We start from the raw sequence: 20,312 nt of genomic DNA on the forward strand, positions 1-20,312 counted from the left end.
CCTCAGACGGCCTCGGAGATGTCCCGCAGTTTCGGGACCCGCGAGAAGCCGATCACCAGCAACTGGACCAGGAAGCCTGTGGCCGCGAGGCCCAGGCAGGCGGCGATGCCGAGATGTGCCGCGACGGAGGCGCCGATCGCGGCCCCGATCGGCCGTGCGCCGAAGGTCGCGGTCATGATCAGGGCGGAGACGCGGCCGAGCATGGCGTTCGGCGTCACGGCCTGGCGCAATGTCATCGTCGAGATCGTCCAGATGATCGGCCCGACGCCGAACAGGAAGAAGCTCGCCGCGACCAGATAGACCGAGGGCATCCAGAGCGTCGCGAACATCACGCCGGCTGCGCAAAGCCCGGCGAAGGGCCCGAGCAGGATCAGCGTCCCGAAGGTGACCTGCTTCGCGATGGCCGGCGCGAGGACAGCGCCGACGATCATGCCCGCGCCGTAGATTCCGAGCGTGATACCGACCTGCGTGGCGCTCAAGCCCAGATTCTGGACGGCATAGGCGACATAGACCGCCTGGAAGATGAACCAGGAGACATTGAAGAACACGGCCGTCATCAGGATCGGCCGGAGCAGATCATGGCCGGCGACAAAGCGGGCGCCCTCCTTCAGATCATGCAGCAGGTCGCGGCGTGGACCGGACGGCGCCTCGTCCTTCGGCAGGCCGGAAAGCATGAGCACGGCTAGGATCGAGAGCCCGGCCGCCAGCCCATAAGCGGTGGAGACGCCGATCCAGCCGACGAGCGCCCCGCCGAGCGCAGGCCCGCCGGCATAGGCGGCGCTACGCGCCAGTTCCAGCCAGCGATTGGCGTCGGCAAGCCGCTCGCGCGGCACCACGGAGGGAACGAAAGCCGGCGCCGCGACGCTGTAGCAGACCGTGCCGATGGCGCCGAGCGCGCCGAGCAGGGCGAGCCAGGTCAGGTTGAGACTGCCGGCGGCGAGCAGCAGCGGGATCGCCAGCAGGGAGACCGCGCGCAGCGCCTCGGTGCCGACCATGAGGCGGCGGCGCGAGGCGCGGTCGACCATCAGGCCGGCGGGAATCGACAGCAGGAGGAAGGGCAAGGTCTGCGCCGTCTGCAGCCAGCCTGTCTCTGCCGGCCCGGCCGCAAGCAGCAGAACCGCGGCCAGAGGCGCTGCGGCGAGCGCGATCTGCTCCGAGAACTGGGCAAAGAGATTGGACCAGCCGATGCGGCGAAATGCCGTCGGCAGGGGCGTCATATCGGTCGATTGCATGACCTGGCGTCCTTGGAAACAGTCGTCAGCGTACTGAAACGCCTTGCCGGCACCGGAACCACCCGTTTCGTGGCAAGACGGGACGACCGCCGTCGGTCGACGCGGAAACGCAAGCACGGTTTGCCAGCGCGCCGCGCAGGCTCTATTTCGGGAGCGCCCCAGTGAAGGATCAGACAGCCTCGTGCCCCGTCCCGCCACGCCGCTCCTCGACACGATCCACGAGCCCGCCGATCTGCGCGCCCTCGACGACGCGAAGCTGCACGCGCTCGCCGACGAGCTCAGGCTCGAGACGATCGACGCCGTCTCGGTCACCGGCGGCCATCTCGGCGCCGGGCTCGGCGTGGTCGAGCTGACCGTCGCGCTGCATCATGTCTTCGATACGCCGCGCGACCGGCTGATCTGGGATGTCGGCCATCAGGCCTATCCGCACAAGATCCTGACCGGGCGGCGCGAGCGCATCCGCACGCTGCGCCAGCCGGGCGGGCTCTCCGGCTTCACCAAGCGCTCGGAGAGTGCCTACGATCCCTTCGGCGCCGCCCATTCCTCGACCTCGATCTCGGCCGGGCTCGGCATGGCCGTCGGGCGCGATCTTGCGGGTGGCAAGAACAATGTCATCGCCGTGATCGGCGACGGCGCGATGTCGGCCGGCATGGCCTATGAGGCGATGAACAATGCCGGTGCGCTCGGCTCGCGGCTGATCGTCATCCTCAACGACAACGACATGTCGATCGCCCCGCCGGTCGGCGCGATGTCGGCCTATCTGGCGCGGCTCGTCTCGGGGCGGACCTATCGCTCGATCCGCGAGGTCGCCAAGCAACTCGCCGAGAAGCTGCCGCGCTTCTTCCACGACAAGGCCAAGCGCACCGAGGAATATGCCCGCGGCTTCTGGACCGGCGGAACGATGTTCGAGGAGCTCGGCTTCTACTATGTCGGGCCGATCGACGGGCATAATCTCGACCATCTGCTGCCGGTCCTGCGCAATGTCCGCGACGCCGAGAGCGGGCCGATCCTCGTCCATGTCGTGACGCAGAAGGGCAAGGGCTATGCCCCCGCCGAGGCCAGCGCCGACAAGTACCATGGCGTGGTCAAGTTCGACCCCGTCACCGGCCTGCAGGCCAAGGCGCCGGCGAACGCGCCGAGCTACACCAATGTCTTCGCCAGCGCGCTGATCAAGCAGGCGCGGGAAGACGACAAGGTCGTCGCCGTCACGGCCGCGATGCCGTCCGGCACCGGACTCGACGCCTTCGGCAAGGAGTTCCCGGGCCGCACCTTCGATGTCGGCATCGCCGAGCAGCACGCAGTGACCTTCGCGGCCGGCCTCGCCACGGAAGGCTACAAGCCCTTCGTCGCGATCTACTCGACCTTCATGCAGCGCGCCTATGACCAGATCGTCCATGACGTGGCGATCCAGAAGCTGCCGGTGCGCTTCGCGCTGGACCGGGCCGGGCTCGTCGGCGCGGATGGCGCGACCCATGCCGGCTCCTTCGACATCGCCTATCTCGCCTGCCTGCCGGACATGGTGGTGATGGCGGCGGCGGACGAGGCCGAGCTGACCCATATGGTCGCGACCGCCACGGCTTATGACGACGGGCCGATCGCGCTGCGCTACCCGCGCGGCGAAGGCGTCGGCGTCGAGATCCCAGATGTCGGCGTGCCCCTCCCGATCGGCAAGGGCCGCATCGTCCGCGAGGGTACGCGAATCGCCTTGCTCTCGCTTGGGACGCGCCTCGGTGAAAGTCTCAAGGCAGCGGAATTGCTGGCGCAGCGCGGCCTGTCGACGACGGTCGCCGATGCGCGCTTCGCCAAGCCGCTCGACGAGGCGCTGATCCTGAAGCTCGCCCGCGAGCACGAGGTTCTGGGCACGGTCGAGGAAGGCTCGGTCGGCGGCTTCGGCAGCCATGTCCTGCACCTGCTGGCGCAAAATGGCGCGCTCGATGCCGGCTTGAAGGTGAGGAGCCTGACCCTGCCGGACGTCTTCCAGGACCATGACAAGCCGGATGCGATGTATGCCGCTGCCGGGCTCGATGCCGCCGGCATCGTCAAGGCCGTCGAAACCGCGCTGGGCCGGCCCAGCGCCGTGAAACTGGCCTAACGACCCTGCCATGAAGAGCCGGGCCGACCAGTTGCTCGTCGAGCGCGGCTTCTTCGAGAGCCGGGCGCGTGCGCAGGCCGCGATCGCGGCAGGATTGGTCACCGTCAATGGCGCAGCCGTACGCAAAGCCTCGGAGATGGTGGCCGACGATGCGGAGCTGACCGCGCAGGCGCCGCACCCTTACGTCTCGCGCGGCGGGCTGAAGCTCGCCGGCGCGCTCGATGCCTTCGGCTTCGATCCGCGGGGGCTCGCCTGCCTCGATGTCGGCTCCTCGACCGGCGGCTTCACGGACCTGCTGCTTCAACGCGGCGCGCGCCATGTCGTCGCCGTCGATGTCGGGCGCGAGCAATTGCACGCCTCGCTGCGCACCGATCCGCGCGTCACCAGCTTCGAGGGGCAGGATATCCGCACACTGGACGCCGCGGCACTGCCGGAGCAGCCGAGCCTCGCCGCGATCGATGTCAGCTTCATCTCGCTCAGGCTGGTGCTGCCGGCGGTCGCTGCCTTGCTTGCGCCTGAAGCCCGCATCGCCGCGCTGATCAAACCGCAATTCGAGGCCGGCCGCGCCGCGCTCAAGAAGGGCATCGTGCGCGACGAGGCGATCCAGCTTCAGGTCTGCGAGGAGATCGTCGCGGTGCTGAAGACACTTGGCTTTGCAGTGGATGGGCCGATCCCCTCACCGATCGAGGGCGGCGACGGCAATCGCGAGTTTTTGGTCGGGGCGCGTCGGCCAGCCTGATCAGCGCGCCAACAGCGCGTCGATCTCGGCTTGCAGGGCCGTATCCTCGAACAGCCCGATATCGATCGCGCCATTCGCGTTGATGAATTGGGTCGCGCGGGCGATCTGTCGGCGCAGCGCTTCACCAGCGACCTCGATGATCGCCGGCAATTCCGGCGGAGGCGGCGTTTCCGTGAGCAGCGCGGTGACCGTACGAATCAGGCGCGTCATCGCACGGCAAGCTTCGTCGAAGGCACGGGCCCTGTTCGGATTCAGCTCGTCATAGGCGGCGAGCGCAGAAGCAGCACAGCGCAGGGCCGATGCAGCGAAATGCTCGCGATAGCCGACAGCCTGCCAGGCCTGGAGATCGGCGAGGACGCTTTCGTCCATCGCGACCATCTCGATCAGCATCAGGGCTTCGCTGTAGCGGTTGAGAAAGTCGGTCGACAGGCGTGGAGAAGGGCCGGCGTCAAGCCGATAGGCCGCCGTTCCAGCCAGCATGTCCGTCGCGATGACGCTCATCCGCTACCCCAAACCGGGGCGACTATGTTGGCCCAACCGCAAATAAAGTGTTGATTCCGAACGCTCGTCTCGACGTAAACAGCGGGCATGTGCGGACGCTATGCGATCACCCTGCCCCCCGAGGCGATGCGCGAGACCTTCGGCTATCGCGAGCAGCCGAACTTCCCGCCGCGCTACAACATCGCGCCGACGCAGCCCGTGCCGATCGTCAGGCTGCATGACAGAGCACGGCAATTCCTGCTGATGCGCTGGGGCTTCATCCCCGGCTGGGTCAAGGATCCCAAGGATTTCCCGCTCGTCATCAATATCCGGATGGAGAGCGCCGCCGAGAAGCCATCCTTCCGCAACGCTCTGACGCGGCGGCGCTGCCTGCTGCCGGCCGATGCCTTCTACGAATGGCGGCGCAGCGGCACCGGCAAGCAGGCCCGCAGCGAAGCCTTCCTGTTCCGCAAGCCGGATCGCAGCCTCTTCGCCTTCGCCGGGCTGTGGGAGACCTGGCATTCACCGGATGGGTCCGAGATCGACACGGTCGCGATGATGACGGGGCCGGCGAACGGCACGATGGCTCCGATCCATCATCGCAGCCCGATCATCCTCGATCCCCGCGATCACGACGCCTGGCTCGATCCGCAGGCGACACAGGAGCAGACCGGGCGCCTGCTGAAGCCGCCGCCCGACGACCTGCTGGAGGCCATCGCCATAGGCAATGCCGTCAACAAGGTTGCGAATGACACCGCCGAGATCCAGTTGCCGCTGGCTGACCTTCCGCAAGAGGAGGCGCCTGAGGAACCGAAGCGCCATGCGCGCAAAGCGACCCGGCCTCCCGCAGATGACGGGCAAGGCAGCCTGTTCTAGCGCCGGATTCGTGCTCTGATCGTCGCCAGAAGACGACGAGGAGGAGATTGAAGATGCACGGCCGCCGCCCCACGATGACCTCTCGCCACGGCATGGTTGCCGCGGCCCATCCCTTGGCGGCACAGGCCGGCGCAAAATTGCTCGCGCAGGGCGGCAACGCCTTCGACGCCGCTGCCGCCACCGCCGCTGCTCTGAACGTAGTCGAGCCCTTCATGTCGGGGCTTGCGGGCATGGGCCTCTCGACGATGTGGGTCGCGGCCGAGAAGCGGGTGCGCGTGCTCGATTTCGTGCCGCCGATTCCGGCGAGCTTCCCGGCCGACCGCTTCAGCAAGCGCACCGATCTGGAGCGCGGCGCGCTCGCCATCGCCTCGCCCGGCAATCTCGCCGGCTGGTGCGAGCTGGTGAAGACCTATGGCCGCAAATCGCTGGCCGAGGTCTTCGCGCCCGCGATCGCGCTGGCGCGGGACGGCTTCGCGCTGGCCGAGTTCGGCGCGGCGGAGTTCGAGGAGAACGACCCGCTGCTGGAAAAGATTCCCGCGCTCTATCCGGCCTGGTCGAAGAACTACCAGCCCAACGGCGCGATGCATCTCGGCTCCGTGCTCGTCCAATCCGATCTCGCGAAGACATTGAGCGAGATCGCCGAGAAGGGGCCGGAGCATTTCTACCATGGCGCGCTCGGCGAGAAGGTCATCGCCCATCTCCAGTCGCTCGGCGGCTCGCTGACCATGGCTGATCTCGCAGCAGTGAAGATGGTCTGGCGCGAGCCGATGGCCGTGAGCTTCAAGGGGCTGTCGGTGCATGTGCCGCCGCCGCCCTGCGAAGGCTTCCAGTTCCTGCTGACGCTCAAGCTGCTCGACGGGGTCGATCTCGCGTCCAAGCCGCGGGACGGGGCGGATCATCTCGACCTCGTCTATCGCGCGATCCGCCTCGCGGCCGGCGAGCGCATCGCGCATAACAATCCCTCGCCGGAAAAGCTCGCCGAGATCATGTCGGAGGCCTCGGTCGCGCGCTTGCGCCAGCGCCTGACCGACGGCAAGCCGGTGACCGGGCCAACCGAACAATGGGTGCCGCAGGATAAGGAAGATCTGGCGCACACGACCTCGCTCTCGGTCGCCGACAGCGAGGGCAATCTGATCTGCATCACGCAGAGCCTCGGCAGCCCGTTCGGCAGCGGCGTCGTCGTGCCCGGCACGGGGCTCTGCTTCAACAACTTCCTGTACTGGGCCGATGTCCAGCCCGGCAGCCCGAACCGCTCGAAGCCCGGCGACGAACTGCCGATGTGCATGTCGCCCTCGCTCTCGACCCGTGACGGCAAGCCGGTGCTCGCGCTCGGCACGCCCGGCAGCTACGGCATCATGCAGACGCAGGCGCAGGCCATGGTCCAGCATCTCGTCTACGGCCTGCCGCTGCAGGAGGCGATCGAGGCGCCGCGCGCCCGGCTCTGGGACGGGCGTCTCGTCGAGATCGAGAACCGGATCACGCCGGAGACGATCGCCGAGCTGGTCAGGCGCGGGCACGAGGCACGCGCCTTTGATGTCGGCTGGACGATGCGCTGCGGCGGCATGCAGGCGGTAGCGGTCAATCCGGCGACGGGCGTGTTCACCGGCGCCGCCGATCCGCGCCGCGATGGCTATGTCGCGACGCCTTGAGGCGGAGGCCGTCATGCTCGGGCCTGACCCGAGCATGACGGAAACCAGCTTCTTCTCAGGAGATTCTCGGGTCGAAGCCATGCTTCGCCCGAGAATGACGGTGCCTTAGGCCTGAAGGACCGAGCCCGGGTTCAGGATGCCCTTCGGATCGAGCGTCTGCTTGATGGTCCGCATCAGGTCGAGCTCGACAGGGTCCTTCACGCCCGGCAGCAGGTCGCGCTTCAGGCGGCCGATGCCGTGCTCGGCCGAGATCGAGCCGTGCAGTTCGGCAACGATGGCGTGGACCGCCTCGTTCATCTCGCTCCAGCGGGCGAGGAAGCCGGCCTTGTCGGCGCCGACCGGCTGGCTGACGTTGAAATGGATGTTGCCGTCGCCGAGATGGCCGAAGGGCACGGGACGACAGCCCGGCACCATCGCCTCCACCGTCGCGATGGCGCGTGCCAAAAATTCCGGCGTTGCATGGATCGGCACGGAGATGTCGTGCTTGATCGAGCCGCCCTCATAGGTCTGCACCTCGGAGAGCATCTCGCGCAGCTTCCAGAAATCGGCGCGCTGGGTCAGCGAACCCGCCAAAGCCGCATCGGTGACGATGCCCTTCTCCAGCGCTTCGCCGAGGAAGGTCTCGACATGCTCGTCGAGCCCCGTGGCCTGCTGGGCAGAGACCTCCATCAGCACATACCAGGGCGACGGCTCGGAGAGCGGATCGCGCGTGCCGGACGCATGGCGCAGAACGAAGTCCATGCCGATGCGCGGCATCAGTTCGAAGGTGGTGAGCGTGCCACCGGCGCCAGCCTTGGCGGCGTTCAGCAGTTCCAGCGCCGCCGCCGGATCGGGCACGGCGAGGAAGGCAGTGGCGCGGGCCGCCGGCGCGGGGAAGAGCTTCAGCACCGCGGCGGTGATGATGCCGAGAGTGCCTTCGGCGCCGATGAAGAGGTTCTTCAGGTCGTAGCCGGTGTTGTCCTTGCGGAGCTGGCGCAGCCCATTCCAGATGCGCCCGTCCGGCAGCACGACCTCCAGCCCCATGCAGAGCTCGCGGGCATTGCCATAGGCCAGCACGGCGGTGCCGCCGGCATTGGTCGAGAGATTGCCGCCGATGGTGCAGGAGCCTTCGGAGGCGAGCGAGAGCGGGAAGAGCCGGCCGGCCGCTTCCGCGGCGTCCTGCGCGCGCTTCAGGGTGACGCCGGCCTCGACGATCATCGTATCGCCATCGGTGTCGACCGCGCGGATCTTGTCGAGGCGCTGCAGCGAGAGAATGATCTCCCGGCCCTCGGAGATCGGGATCTGGCCGCCGACGAGCCCGGTATTGCCGCCCTGCGGCACCAGCACCGTGCCGGTTTCGGCCGCGAGCTTCACCAGCTCCGCGACCTCGGCGGTCGAGCCGGGGCGGACGATGCCTTGCGCCTTGCCGCGGAAGAGATCGCGCCATTCCTTGAGATAGGGCACCATCGCGTCGGCATCGGTGATGACGTTCTTCGCGCCGACGATGCCGGCCATGCGATCGAGAATTGCGGTCATCCTGAAGCCCTAGCCCTTCCTGCCCCGCCGGAACACGCCGACGAGCTCGACATGAGCGGAATAGCGGAACTGGTCGACCGGCGTCACGGCCTCCAGCGCATAGCCGCCCGCGACGAGGGTCGCGGCGTCGCGCGCGAAGCTCGCCGCATCGCAGGAGACGTAGATCACGTCCTTGACCTTGGAGGCCGCCAATCGCTTGACCTGCGCCTCCGCACCGGCGCGTGGCGGATCGAGCACGACGGCGTCGAAGCCGTTGAGCTCATGCTCCAGCAGCGGGCGGCGGAACAGGTCGCGCGTCTCGGTCGCGATCGGCTTCAAGCCTTGCGTCGCGCCGGCCCCCTTGGCCAGCGCCAGCATCGCCGCCTTGTCGCTTTCGATGGCGAGCACCTGCATCTTCTCCGCGATGCGGAAGCTGAACGGGCCACAGCCGGCGAAGAGATCGGCCGCGCGCTTGCCCTTGGGCAGAGCCGCCATGACGAGCCCGGCGAGCGTCTCCTCGCCTGCCGCCGTCGCTTGCAGGAAGCCGCCCGGTGCGGGGGCCACAACTGCCTTGCCCATGCGCTGCAAGGGCGGGCGGCGCTCGACGACGATCTCGCCATGGTTGGAGAGCCGGGCAAGGTCGAGCCGTTCGGCGAGCTGCGTCAGGGCGAGCCTGAGCTTGTCACCGAGCGGGCCGTGGCCACGGATATCGACATCGAGCCCGGCTTCCGAGGTGGTGACCTGGATATCGAGCGGCTTGTTGGCACCGCCCATGCGGTTCGCCAGCATCAGGGCGACGGCAGGCGCGCGATAGAGCCCCGAGGCCAGCACCGGACAGGCTTCGACCGAAATCAGGTCATGGCTGCGCGCCGCCATAAAGCCGACGACCATGGTCTCGCCCTGCCGGCGGGCATGGAAGGTGACGCGGCGACGGCCAGCGCCATGGGCATCGACGAGGTCGCCGACCGGCGCCTCGATGCCGGCACGGCTCAAGGCGGTGACGACCTGCTGGCGCTTCCATTCGCGATAGAGGCCGGGCGCCATGTGCTGGGCGGCGCAGCCGCCGCAGCGGGTGAAGAGCGGGCAGATCGCCGCGATGCGGGATTCGGAAGGCGCGATGATCTCGACGAGCTGACCGCGCTCACCATCGACCACGGCACGCACGGTCTCGCCCGGCAATGCATAGGGAATAAAGATGCTGCCGGAGGCGGCCTGCACGATGCCATCGCCGCGCTGGCCGAGGTGATCGACGGTCAGGATTTCATTCATGGCGAGCTTCGGAGAAGAATTTTCTCCGGCCTGCGGCTTGGCGACTGACATTGTTCCGAACTCGGGGCGCAGAGCCCGCTCACTGATGACCTAAGCAAGGCTTTCGCCTATCAGGTCAGGGACGAATTGGGAAATCCGGCCATGACCATCCGCGCAAGCAGCGCCATTAAAGACGGCGTCATCGAAGCCATCGGCAACACCCCGCTCATCAAGCTCGAGCGCGCCTCGGCGGAAACCGGCTGCACCATCCTCGGCAAGGCCGAATTCATGAATCCCGGCCAGTCGGTGAAGGACCGCGCCGCACTCGCGATCATCCGCGACGCCGAGGCGAAGGGGCAATTGAAGCCCGGCGGCGTCATCGTCGAGGGCACGGCCGGCAATACCGGCATCGGCATCGCGCTCGTCGGCAACGCGCTGGGCTATCGCTCGGTCATCGTCATCCCGGAGACGCAGTCGCAGGAAAAGAAGGACATGCTGCGGCTGGCCGGCGCGACGCTGGTCGAGGTGCCGGCGGCGCCTTACGCCAATCCGAACAACTACGTGAAGGTCTCGGGCCGCCTCGCCGAGGAACTGGCGAAGACCGAGCCGAACGGCGCCGTCTGGGCCAACCAGTTCGACAATGTCGCGAACCGGCAGGGCCATATCGACACGACCGGCCCGGAAATCTGGGAGCAGACGGCCGGCCAGGTCGACGGTTTCATCTGCGCGGTCGGCTCAGGGGGTACGCTGGCCGGCGTCGGCATGGCGCTGAAGGCGCGCAATCCCAAGGTGACGATCGGGCTCGCCGATCCGATGGGCGCGGCGCTCTATTCCTTCTACACGGCGGGCGTGCTCAAGGCCGAAGGCTCCTCGATCACAGAGGGCATCGGCCAGGGGCGGATCACCGCCAATCTGGTCGATGCGCCGGTCGATACCGCCTTCCAGGTCCCGGATGCGGAAGCCGTGCAGATCGTCTTCGACCTGCTGGAGCATGAGGGACTCTGCCTCGGCGGCTCGTCCGGCATCAATGTCGCCGGGGCGATCCGGCTCGCGCAGCAGATGGGACCGGGCCATACCATCGTGACGGTGCTCTGCGACTACGGCACACGCTACCAGTCGAAGCTGTTCAATCCGGAGTTCCTGCGTTCGAAGAACCTGCCGGTTCCCGGCTGGCTGGAACGGGACAGCTCGGCGCTGAAGCAGGTCGTCAGCAAGGTAATGGCCTGAGGCCGCAGCCGCCCCAGGCCATTCGAGATCACGCCGCGCGCGGCGTCGCGTCAATCGCCTCGATATCGCCGGCTCGGTCGTACTGCGCCTGATCGAGCAGGCCCTGACGCTTGGCGACCAGCGTCGGCACCAGCGCCTGGCCGGCGACATTCACCGCCGTGCGGCCCATGTCGAGGATCGGGTCGATGGCGAGCAGCAGGCCGACGCCGGCGAGCGGCAAGCCGAGCGTCGAGAGCGTCAGCGTCAGCATCACCGTCGCGCCGGTGAGGCCGGCCGTCGCGGCCGAGCCGATGACCGAGACGAAGGCGATCAGCACGTATTCCTGGATGCCGAGCGGCACGCCGTAGAACTGCGCGACGAAGATCGCGGAGATCGCCGGGTAGATCGCGGCGCAGCCGTCCATCTTGGTTGTCGCGCCGAGCGGCACGGCGAAGGCGGCGTATTCGCGGGGCACGCCGAGGCTCTTCTCGGTCACGGCCTCGGTCACCGGCAAGGTGCCGATCGAGGAGCGGGAGACGAAGGCGAGCTGGATCGCCGGCCAGGCGCCCGCGAAGAAGCGCGCCGGCGACAGGCCGTGCAGCACCAGCAGCGCGGGATAGACGAGGAGCAGCACGATCGCGAGGCCGAGATAGATCGCGAAGGCGTACCAGGAGAGCTGCTCAAGCGTCTGCCAGCCATACTGCGCGACGGCATTGCCGAGCAGGCCGATGGTGCCGATCGGCGTCAGCCGGATCACCCACCACAGGACCTTGCGGACGATCGCCAGGAAGGACTCGTTCAGCGCGAGGAAGCTGTTGGCGCGCTCGCCGACCTTCAGCGCGGCGACGCCGACGACGATCGAGATCACCAGCAACTGCAGCACGTTGAAGCCGAGACGGGTGGTCGCGCCGCTACCCTCGACGCGCGTCGTCGCCTGCAGGCCGAACATGTTGGCGGGCACGAGGCCTTTGAGGAAATCGAGCCAGGAGCCGACATTGCCCGGCGCCTTGGCGCTGGCGGCTGCGACGCCGGCATTGATGCCGGGCTGGATCAGGAGACCGAGCGCGATGCCGATCAGCACGGCGATGAAGGCCGTGATCGCAAACCAGAGCAGCGTCTGCCAGACCAGCGCGGCGGCGTTCGAGAGCTGGCGGAGGTTGCTGATCGAGGCGACGATGGCGGTGAAGATCAGGGGCGGCACCAGCGCCTGCAGGAGCTGCACGAAGATCGAGCCGGTCGTCGCGAGCGTGACGGTGAGCCAGTTCGGCTGGCCCGGCGCGACCGGCCCCATGTTGCGGGCGACCCAGCCGAGGACGAGGCCGATCACCATGGCCGTCAGAACCTGGAAGCCGAAGCTGGAGTAGAACGGTTTCGAACCGGCTCCGGCTGTGCCGGTCCGGGGAATTGCGGTGGTCATGACAGGATCTCTTATGGCTCGGCCCCTAGCCGTAGATGAATGTTCCTATACACTGTCCGATCCGGCCTCCGCAAAAGCGGATATTTTCGTTTTTTGACCACTGTGCGATAAAAATATTCTCTTTCGCTACCCATCCCAAGCAGAAGGCCGGCTGCCGCGCGAATGATGTTCTCGTCAGGACCAAAACTGCCGCGCAGCAGCGCTCTCGCTTGTCGGAAAAGTGATTTCCACGGAGATCGAACAGTTCTAGCCTGCACTCCGATGATCCAGCGATCGGCGAGGTGGTCGCATGTCAGTGTCGGAAGTCCGGTTTACCTCCCCTGCCGCGCGGGCAACACCCCCTGCGGCCGTCCCGCCCGAACAGGACCATCTGCAGCAGGACGGCGTCATCGCGTCGGGCGTCTATGTCCATGGCGTGCGTGTCGCCGATATCCCGGTCACAGAAGCCGGCGAATGGGCGCGGAAGGATGACCATGTCGTCTGGATCGGCTTGCTCGAACCTGAGCCCGCGCTGCTGCGCTGCGTGCAGCAGCAGTTCAACCTTCATCCGCTCGCCGTCGAGGACGCCACCAACGCGCATCAGCGGCCCAAGCTCGAGCAATATGGCGACGCGCTCTTCGTCGTCGCCCGCACCGCCCAGTTGATCGACGGGCGCATCGCCTTCGGCGAGACCCATATCTTCGTCGGCCGCGGCTATATCGTCAGCGTCCGGCATGGCGCCTCGACCTCGTACAAGTCGGTCAGGCAGCATTGGGAGACCTGCCCGACCTCGCTGGCGAAGGGCGAGGATTTCATCCTCTACGCGATCCTCGATTTCATCGTCGACAACTACATGCCGGTGCTGGAAGCGATCCATGACGAGGTCGAGGAGATCGAGGACAAGGTCCTGGCCAGGCCGATGGCGCGCTCCGATATCGAGCGGCTCTACATGCTCAGGCGTGACCTGCTCCGCCTGCGCAATGCGGTGGCGCCGCTGGTCGATGTCTGCCAGCGCCTGATGAACGGCACCGTTCCGCAGGTTCGGCCGACGCTCGCCCCGATGTTCCGCGACGTGACCGACCATGTCCGCACCGTGCAGGAGAAGATCGACAGCCTGCGCGAGGTTCTGGCCTTCGCCTTCGAGGCGAGCCTGCTGGTCGGGCAGAGCCAGGAAAGCCTGATCACCAAGCGCCTCGCCTCCTGGGCCGCCATTCTGGCGGTGCCGACGGCGGTGGCCGGTATCTACGGCATGAACTTCAAGAACATGCCGGAGCTGGAGATGCCGTATGGCTATTACGGCGTGCTGGCGCTGATCGTGACGACCTGCGTCGTGCTGCACTGGCGTTTCAAGCAGAACGGATGGCTTTAGACAACAAGAATCCGATGAAAACGATTTCCTTGGCCGACAGAGCTTACAGCGTCGAACATGGCGTCACCAAATTCATATGCGCTCTTCATGTACTCTATAGATCGCTGCTTATCCTCAAAAATCTTCATCAACTCCTCCTCGGACACCGAAGTCTTCTCAAGGAATCTATCATACCCCGACAATAACGCCTGTATGTAACAATGAGATTCAGAAATACTTTCTCGCCCTAAAAGCCATTCTAAGCGCTCGGTTGGCGACATATCGATCATCGGCATGGCATCCGATGGCGACACCGTACCCTTCTCCCCAAACACCGCAAGCAAATAAAGCAGCCCAGAGTAGCACGTCAAAAGGCGGCTATGCTTTAGTTTATAGTTTTTTATTTTCCCTTTTATCTTTTTCTCGTCCGGCTCCCGCTCGGTTCTCGCCTCATAATTTATACAAAACGTCCTCCACAGTCGAAGGATGTCATTCGCCAGAAAAGCAGGGACAAAATCATTCTTGTGATCTTCATAATCCCGCCAGTATGCAGCCAAGACCTCCTCAATCACTTCAGATCTAACCTGAGATCCAATAAGCGGCGTACTCTCCAACAAAAGAAGAAGTCTGGCAGTAAACGTGTTGGTTACATCATCTTCCGGCGTTCCGAGAGTATTAGTAAATTCACCAACGGAATAATGAACCAGATACCTTCCGTCCCCATCAAAATCAGGAATTCCCATAGAACGAACAGAGCTTATCAATTCAGCTTTAACACAAATATCATCAAGTCTCTTAAGCTTACTACCCTCTACGCCGGACCTATCCTTCGACCCATTTCGAAGCCCAACAATGAACAAATCAAGATCGCTAGCCTCACCCGCCTCCCGCCTACCGAATGATCCAGTTGCGTAGACGCAGGCTTTTCCTGCAACAATTTCCTCTGCCGCAGTTAATTTTTTTCGCAGCACCTCAATACGTTTTATCGTACCTGCTCGGCGCCTCTCTATTTCAATCAATTCTTCCCTCCCACTCGAAAATATTAGCAAAAATCTCTGCTTGCTCTACCGCATCGTCTATCGCGTGATGCGTATGGGGGCGCCGCGAAGCAAGCGAAGAAGGAACCTTAGAGCGACCAGAATTCGCTATTGTTGTCTTCGCTTTTACAGCGAGTGCTGTTTTAATATCAAAGCACTGCGAATGACCAAAGGGTGAGCCGTCTGCCGAAAAATTCGTAAAGTACCAATATAACCACGCCCAATCAAAACTAACAGGGTAGGCTACCAATATAGGTCGAGCATTCCCCGCCACGTGCTTCACCCAACGAGAAGCCTCGGTCATAATTGCAGATGGGTCTGACCCAAAATGAACCAACCGATCGCGATCGATGCCATTAACGGCCAAAGCCTCTTGTTCAAAAGAGTTAGATATTGGCCTTAGCTCTGAATAGAATATTTTATCATACGCACTTGGGCGTTGAAAATTTTCGCCATCAAATGACCCCGCATAAACAAGAGCAAAAGATAACATGGAAAAAGGCCCCGGTATGGGCCCATCTGTCTCGATATCTGCTGAAAAATAAAAATCGACTGTTTCCGCCCTCGGTAAGCGCACACTAAACTCCCGATCTAAAACCGGATTGTTTGCATTCATCGACTGAAAGCTGGTCGTTTTTATCATTCGCGCATATCTTATTGATGTAACACTTCGATTGATTAGCGAATCAATCTCAAGCCAGCCAAGTCGGAAGCAACCCAGTGAGCCCTCAGATGTACCTATCTTCTGCGGCGGAAGATACTGATCTTCAAACTTGACACTCCGAATCGGGTTAGAAATTTCCTCAATCGAGCCCTATCTCAGCGGCCAGACCATCAGGATCATCGGCACCGCGAGCAGGATGACCAGCAGGGAGAGCGGGGCACCAAGTCCCGCATAGTCGCTGAAACGATAGCCGCCCGGTCCCATTACCAGCGTGTTGCACTGGTGCCCGATGGGCGTGAGAAAGTCACAGGCCGCGCCGATTGCGACGGCCATCAGGAAGGCATCGGGATTGTAGCCGAGGTTTTTCGCGAAACCGGCGCCAATCGGCGCCATGACCAGCACCGTCGCGGCATTGTTGAGGAACGGCGTCACCGCCATCGCCGCCACCAGGATCAGCGCGACGGATGCCCAGCCGGGCAGTCCGCCGCCGATCATCGCCAGCCACGAGGCGAAGAGATCGGTGGCCCCGGTCGTCCGCAGAGAGTCGGAGACCGGTATCAGCGCGGCCAGCATCAGCAGGATCGGCGCATCGATGCTGTGATAGGCCTCGCGCAGGGGCACGCAACGGCAGGCGATCAGGAGCACGGCGGCTGCGAAGAAGACGAGCGGCACCGGAGCCAGCCCCGCGGCCAGCGCAATGATGGCCGCCAGCACGATCGTCACGGTCAGGACGACGCGGCGCGTCGAGCCCAGCGGCACCAGCCGGTCGGCGAGCGGCAGCAGGCTGAGCTCAGACAGCTTCTCCGGCAGCAGCTTCTCGTCGCCCTGGATCACGACGATGTCGCCGGCCCGCAGACGGATATCGCGCAGACGCTGGCTGAAGCGCTCGCCCGAGCGGCTGATCGCGATCATGTTGACGCCGAAGCGGCTGTGCAATGCGATATCGCCGGCCGACTGGCCGATCAGCGTCGAATCCGGTCCGATGATGGCCTCGGCGATGCGATCGGGGTCGAGCGCATCCTCCTTCTGCGTCGGCCGGTCCTTGCCGGTGAGATCGAGCCCGCCTTCGGCGACGACCCGCTCCAGCACGGCGGCGTCGCCGCGCAGCAGCAGGATGTCGCCGGCCTTCAGCGAGGCATCCGGAAGGGGCGCCTGGACGCGGCGCTCGTTGCGCAGGATCGAGACGATCTCGATGGCCTCGCCGCCGATCGCCTTGAGATCGGCAACCGTCTTGCCGGCGAGCGGAGATTTCTCGCGGAGCTTGGCCTCGGTCAGATAGTCCTTGATGTCGATCGCCTGGTCGAGCGAGACGGCGCCGCGACGGTCGCGCGGCAGCAGGCGGTAGCCGACGCTGAGGAAGAGGCAGCCCGCCAGCGCCACCACGATGCCTACGGGTGCGAAATCGAACATGCGGAACGGCTCGCCGCCGAGTTCCTGCCGGACGCGCGCGACAATGACGTTGGGCGAGGTTCCGACCAGCGTGACGATGCCGCCGAGCAGCGAGGCGAAGGCCATCGGCATCAGGAAGACCGAGGGCGATTTCCCGCTCTTGCGCGCGAGCTGATAGGCGATCGGCAGCATCATCGCGAGCGCGCCGATATTCTTGATGATCGCCGACATCACCGCGACGACGAAAACGAGCAGAGGCACCTGCAGCTGCGTCGAGGTCAGGCCCGTGCCCAGCTTCGAGAACAGCCGCTCAATGATGCGTGAGCGCGCGACCGCAGCGCTGAGGACCAAAGCACTGCCGACGATGATGACGATGTCGTCGGAAAAGCCCTTGAAGGCATCGGCCGCCGGCACCAGCCCGAGCGCGACGGCGACGAGCAGCGCCAGCATCGCGACGATGTCGTAACGCAGCCGCCCCCATAGAAACGCCGCCATCATGCCGGCGACGACAAGAACGGAGAGAATCTGCGGCTGGGTCATCCGGTCTTCGACGTGTCGCGCACGCTTCTCATCTCACAGCCACTTCTTCCAGCGGAAGAACAGATAGGGCAGCACCGCGAACAGGATCATCAGTCCGATCGCCAGCGGATAACCCCACTGCCATTCCAACTCCGGCATCGTCTTGAAGTTCATGCCGTAGATCGAGGCGATCAGCGTCGGCGGCATCAACGCGACGGAGACGACGGAGAAGAGCTTGATGATCTTGTTCTGCTCGATCGAGACGAGGCCGAGCGTGGCGTCCATCATGAATTGCAGCTTGTTCGACAGGAAGGCGGCGTGCTCCTCGATCGCCTGCACATCGCGGACCGCGGAACGCCATTCGGCCGAGAAGCCGGTCTGCGCCTTTTTCGGGCGCGTGTAGTTGGCCGAAAGGAAGAGCAGCACCCGCTCGACCGAGACCATGCTCTCGCGGACGTTGGAGATGATGTGCTCGTACTGGCCGATCTTCTGGATCACGAGCTGATAGACGCCGCCGCGCTCGACATCCTGGCCGCGCCCGGCGAAGACGCGACGCGAGGCAATGTCGATCTTGTCGCCGACGCCGCGCAGCACCTCGGCGGCGCGGTCGACGATCGCCTCGATCAGCCCGTCCAGCACCGCTTCCGGCTGCTGGCCGCAGCCGCCGGGCTTGGTCGCGCGGTTGAGGAAGATGGTGAAGGCGCCCGGCTCGTCATAGCGCACGGTCACCAGCGCCTTGTCGGTCAGGATGAAGGTGACGTCCGCCAGCACCGGCACGATGGTGTCTGACTGGCAGATCACCCGCGCCGTCATGTAGCGCGCGCCGTTCTCGGTATAGATGATCTCGGACGGCTCGAGGTCGTGCATTTCCTCGCGTGTCGGGATCGAGATGCCGAGATGCCGCTCGACCCGCTTGTCTTCCTCGGGCGTCGGATTGAGCAGGTCGATCCAGACGATATCGTCGGGAAACGCGCCCTCCGTGCCAAGCGTGCCGGGGCGGAGCTTGTCGCGCGAATCGGGGCATGTGCCGTGGATCGTCAGCATGGGCGCGAATCTCGCTGCACGGTCGGGATGGAAACCGGCAGGAACTCCGATATGGGGCGCGTGTCAAACCGATGACAACGTGGATCGAAACGTTGCCGCGCTGTCAGACGCCGCCCTTCACGCCCTGCGGCGGCAGGCTGTCGGCCGGCACGAAGAAATCCGGCATCAGCGGCACCGACGGATCGACGCGATAGGGCGTGAAGTCGGTGACGCCCTCGCCGGCCATGAAGCTGTCGTCGATCAGGAAGTTGCCGGAGAACGCGCGGGACGGTTTCGAGAAGATCATATGGGCGGCGTCGGCGAGGATTTCCGGCGTGCGGCTCGCCTGCACCATCTTGTCGCCGCCGAGCAGGTTCTGGACGGCCGCGGTCGCGATGGTCGTGCGTGGCCAGAGTGCGTTGACCGCGATGCCCTTGCGCGCCAGCTCGCCGGCAAGCCCCAGCACGCACAGGCTCATGCCGTATTTGGCGATGGAATAGGCCAGATGCGGCGCGAACCACTGCGTCTTCATGTCGAGCGGCGGCGAAAGCATCAGGATATGCGGATTCTCCGCCTTCTCCAGATGCGGAATGGCGTATTTGGAGACCATATAGGTGCCGCGCGTATTGATCTGGTTCATCAGATCGTAGCGCTTCATGTCGGTCATCTCGGTATTGGTCAGCGAAATCGCGCTGGCGTTGTTCACGACGATGTCGATGCCACCGAAGGTCTCGGCAGTCTTCGCGATCGCATCAGCGACGCTCTGCTCGTCGCGGACATCGACCATCAAGGGCAGGCATTTGCCGCCGGCCGCCTCGATCTCGGTGGCGGAGGTATAAATCGTGCCGGGCAGCTTCGGATGCGGCTCCGCGGTCTTCGCGGCAATGGTGACGTTGGCGCCGTCCCGCGCCGCCCGAAGCGCGATGGCGAGGCCGATGCCGCGCGAGCCGCCGGTGATGAAAAGCGTCTTACCCTTGAGCGACATCCCCGCCTCCCTGTTCATTGCTGATGACGTAGCGGGCCGGCTGCGAACCGTCCCGGTCGGTAAAGCCATAGGCACGCGCGAGATCGGCCACATGCAGCATCCGGCCGGCATGGCGTGCGACGTCGGAGTCACCAGCCAATGCCGCGACGGCACGGCCGGCATAAAGCGGTGTCTCGGTGGTCTCGGCGCCGAGACCCGCATCGCGGACGCGCTCGGTCAGAACATGGCCCGGCGACAGGCCGAGCGCAGTGACGCCGAAGGGCTTCAGCTCTTCGGCCATCGCGAAGCTCAAGCGGTTCATCGCCGCCTTGGCGAGGTCGTAGAAGACATCGCCGAGATAGCCCCCGGCCATGTCGAAGCTCAGCGTGACGATGAGCCCTGAGCGCGTCTGCACCATGGCCGGCGCCACCGCTCGCGCCAGCAAAAGCTGGGCATAGACGCCGCTTTCGAAGCTCTCGCCCAGCCTTGCGACGGGACGGCGCCAGAACGGCGTGCCGAAGCCGGAGCCGTCGGGATAGCGCTCGCCGTCATAGCCTTCATTGCCGCCCCAGACCGCATCAACGACGCAGTCGAGCCGGCCGAAACGACGTAACGACCAGGCCACGAGCCCGTCGACCTCGCGCTCGCTGGTATGGTCGCAGCGATACGGATAGCCCTTGCCGCCGGCCGCCTCGACCTCGCGGGCGGCATCCTCGAAGGTCTCCAGGCGCTGGTCGGTGCGGGGACCCGCCTCGCTGGAGCGGCCGGTGACAATGACGGTTGCGCCGGCATCGCCCAAAGCCTTGGCGACACCGCGTCCGAGCCCGCGCGAGGCGCCCGCGACGAGGCAGATGCGGCCGGAGAGCGATGGTTGCATGGGGGTCATGAGCATTCCCGGCGAATCGCCGCTGGCCAGAGCCGACCCCCTGCTCTATAGCCCCGCTCCCCTCGCAACG

Annotated in this window: 17 protein-coding genes; 6 read left to right on the top strand and 11 right to left on the bottom strand. The window is 65.0% G+C overall.

The genetic code is table 11. From position 1 onward, the window contains the following. Nucleotides 1–2 precede the first annotated feature (2 nt). Complete coding sequence (locus ASE61_RS03505; protein ID WP_200959586.1) at nt 3–1,232, bottom strand: MFS transporter; 1,230 nt, start codon at nt 1,230–1,232, stop codon at nt 3–5. A 181-nt stretch (nt 1,233–1,413) separates the two neighbouring features. Between ASE61_RS03505 and dxs the strand changes: the two genes are divergently transcribed. After that, nucleotides 1,414–3,324, top strand: a complete 1,911-nt coding sequence (gene dxs / locus ASE61_RS03510; RefSeq protein WP_061964645.1) for a 1-deoxy-D-xylulose-5-phosphate synthase — start codon at nt 1,414–1,416, stop codon at nt 3,322–3,324. A 10-nt stretch (nt 3,325–3,334) separates the two neighbouring features. Beyond that, complete coding sequence (locus ASE61_RS03515; protein WP_061964647.1) at nt 3,335–4,063, top strand: TlyA family RNA methyltransferase; 729 nt, start codon at nt 3,335–3,337, stop codon at nt 4,061–4,063. Here the strand turns inward: ASE61_RS03515 and ASE61_RS03520 are convergent, their stop codons facing one another. Next, the gene (locus ASE61_RS03520; RefSeq protein WP_061964649.1) at nt 4,064–4,564 is read right to left on the bottom strand and encodes a hypothetical protein; all 501 of its coding nucleotides are present in this window, start codon (nt 4,562–4,564) and stop codon (nt 4,064–4,066) included. A gap of 87 nt (nt 4,565–4,651) precedes the next feature. Between ASE61_RS03520 and ASE61_RS03525 the strand changes: the two genes are divergently transcribed. Both ASE61_RS03525 and ASE61_RS03530 read left to right on the top strand, forming a co-directional pair. After that, the gene (locus ASE61_RS03525; protein WP_061964651.1) at nt 4,652–5,419 is read left to right on the top strand and encodes an SOS response-associated peptidase; all 768 of its coding nucleotides are present in this window, start codon (nt 4,652–4,654) and stop codon (nt 5,417–5,419) included. 53 nt (nt 5,420–5,472) lie between these two features. After that, a complete protein-coding gene (locus ASE61_RS03530; protein ID WP_061964653.1) occupies nt 5,473–7,068 on the top strand; it encodes a gamma-glutamyltransferase family protein in 1,596 nt (531 codons plus the stop codon). Nucleotides 7,069–7,173: 105 nt separating this feature from the next. Here the strand turns inward: ASE61_RS03530 and ASE61_RS03535 are convergent, their stop codons facing one another. Beyond that, on the bottom strand, nt 7,174–8,583 hold the full coding sequence (locus ASE61_RS03535; protein ID WP_061964655.1) for an FAD-binding oxidoreductase: 1,410 nt from the start codon (nt 8,581–8,583) through the stop codon (nt 7,174–7,176). A gap of 9 nt (nt 8,584–8,592) precedes the next feature. Then, nucleotides 8,593–9,831 (bottom strand): class I SAM-dependent RNA methyltransferase, encoded by a 1,239-nt coding sequence (locus ASE61_RS03540; RefSeq protein ID WP_061964657.1) that lies wholly within the window; start codon nt 9,829–9,831, stop codon nt 8,593–8,595. 141 nt (nt 9,832–9,972) lie between these two features. Between ASE61_RS03540 and ASE61_RS03545 the strand changes: the two genes are divergently transcribed. Then, nucleotides 9,973–11,037: a cysteine synthase A gene (locus ASE61_RS03545; RefSeq protein WP_061964659.1), complete on the top strand. Its 1,065-nt coding sequence runs from the start codon at nt 9,973–9,975 to the stop codon at nt 11,035–11,037. Nucleotides 11,038–11,065: 28 nt separating this feature from the next. Here the strand turns inward: ASE61_RS03545 and ASE61_RS03550 are convergent, their stop codons facing one another. Next, nucleotides 11,066–12,433: a dicarboxylate/amino acid:cation symporter gene (locus tag ASE61_RS03550; protein WP_061964661.1), complete on the bottom strand. Its 1,368-nt coding sequence runs from the start codon at nt 12,431–12,433 to the stop codon at nt 11,066–11,068. Between the two features lie 289 nt (nt 12,434–12,722). On the opposite strand from ASE61_RS03550, the gene ASE61_RS03555 reads away from it, so the two are divergent. After that, the gene (locus ASE61_RS03555; RefSeq protein ID WP_082617057.1) at nt 12,723–13,781 is read left to right on the top strand and encodes a magnesium and cobalt transport protein CorA; all 1,059 of its coding nucleotides are present in this window, start codon (nt 12,723–12,725) and stop codon (nt 13,779–13,781) included. Here the strand turns inward: ASE61_RS03555 and ASE61_RS26280 are convergent. The 6 genes from ASE61_RS26280 to ASE61_RS03580 form a co-directional block, all read right to left on the bottom strand. Further along, complete coding sequence (locus ASE61_RS26280) at nt 13,778–14,779, bottom strand: nucleotidyltransferase domain-containing protein (protein ID WP_156406965.1); 1,002 nt, start codon at nt 14,777–14,779, stop codon at nt 13,778–13,780. The genes ASE61_RS03555 and ASE61_RS26280 overlap by 4 nt on opposite strands. Continuing rightward, nucleotides 14,772–15,440 carry an exonuclease gene (locus ASE61_RS25840; RefSeq protein WP_200959587.1) on the bottom strand — a complete coding sequence of 223 codons (669 nt, stop codon included), beginning with the start codon at nt 15,438–15,440 and terminating at the stop codon, nt 14,772–14,774. The genes ASE61_RS26280 and ASE61_RS25840 overlap by 8 nt, the downstream gene beginning before the upstream one ends. A gap of 171 nt (nt 15,441–15,611) precedes the next feature. Next, nucleotides 15,612–17,390, bottom strand: coding sequence for an SLC13 family permease (locus tag ASE61_RS03565; protein ID WP_061964665.1), 1,779 nt, complete (start codon nt 17,388–17,390; stop codon nt 15,612–15,614). Nucleotides 17,391–17,423: 33 nt separating this feature from the next. Further along, complete coding sequence (locus ASE61_RS03570; RefSeq protein WP_061964667.1) at nt 17,424–18,413, bottom strand: magnesium transporter CorA family protein; 990 nt, start codon at nt 18,411–18,413, stop codon at nt 17,424–17,426. Nucleotides 18,414–18,516: 103 nt separating this feature from the next. Next, nucleotides 18,517–19,377 (bottom strand): SDR family oxidoreductase, encoded by an 861-nt coding sequence (locus tag ASE61_RS03575; RefSeq protein WP_061964669.1) that lies wholly within the window; start codon nt 19,375–19,377, stop codon nt 18,517–18,519. Then, nucleotides 19,361–20,233: an SDR family NAD(P)-dependent oxidoreductase gene (locus tag ASE61_RS03580; protein ID WP_061965576.1), complete on the bottom strand. Its 873-nt coding sequence runs from the start codon at nt 20,231–20,233 to the stop codon at nt 19,361–19,363. Before ASE61_RS03580 ends, ASE61_RS03575 begins: the two co-directional genes overlap by 17 nt. Nucleotides 20,234–20,312 lie beyond the last annotated feature (79 nt).

It is taken from the genome of Allobosea sp. Root670 (genome assembly GCF_001429415.1).
In the GTDB taxonomy this organism is placed as follows: Bacteria; Pseudomonadota; Alphaproteobacteria; order Rhizobiales; family Beijerinckiaceae; genus Allobosea; species Allobosea robiniae.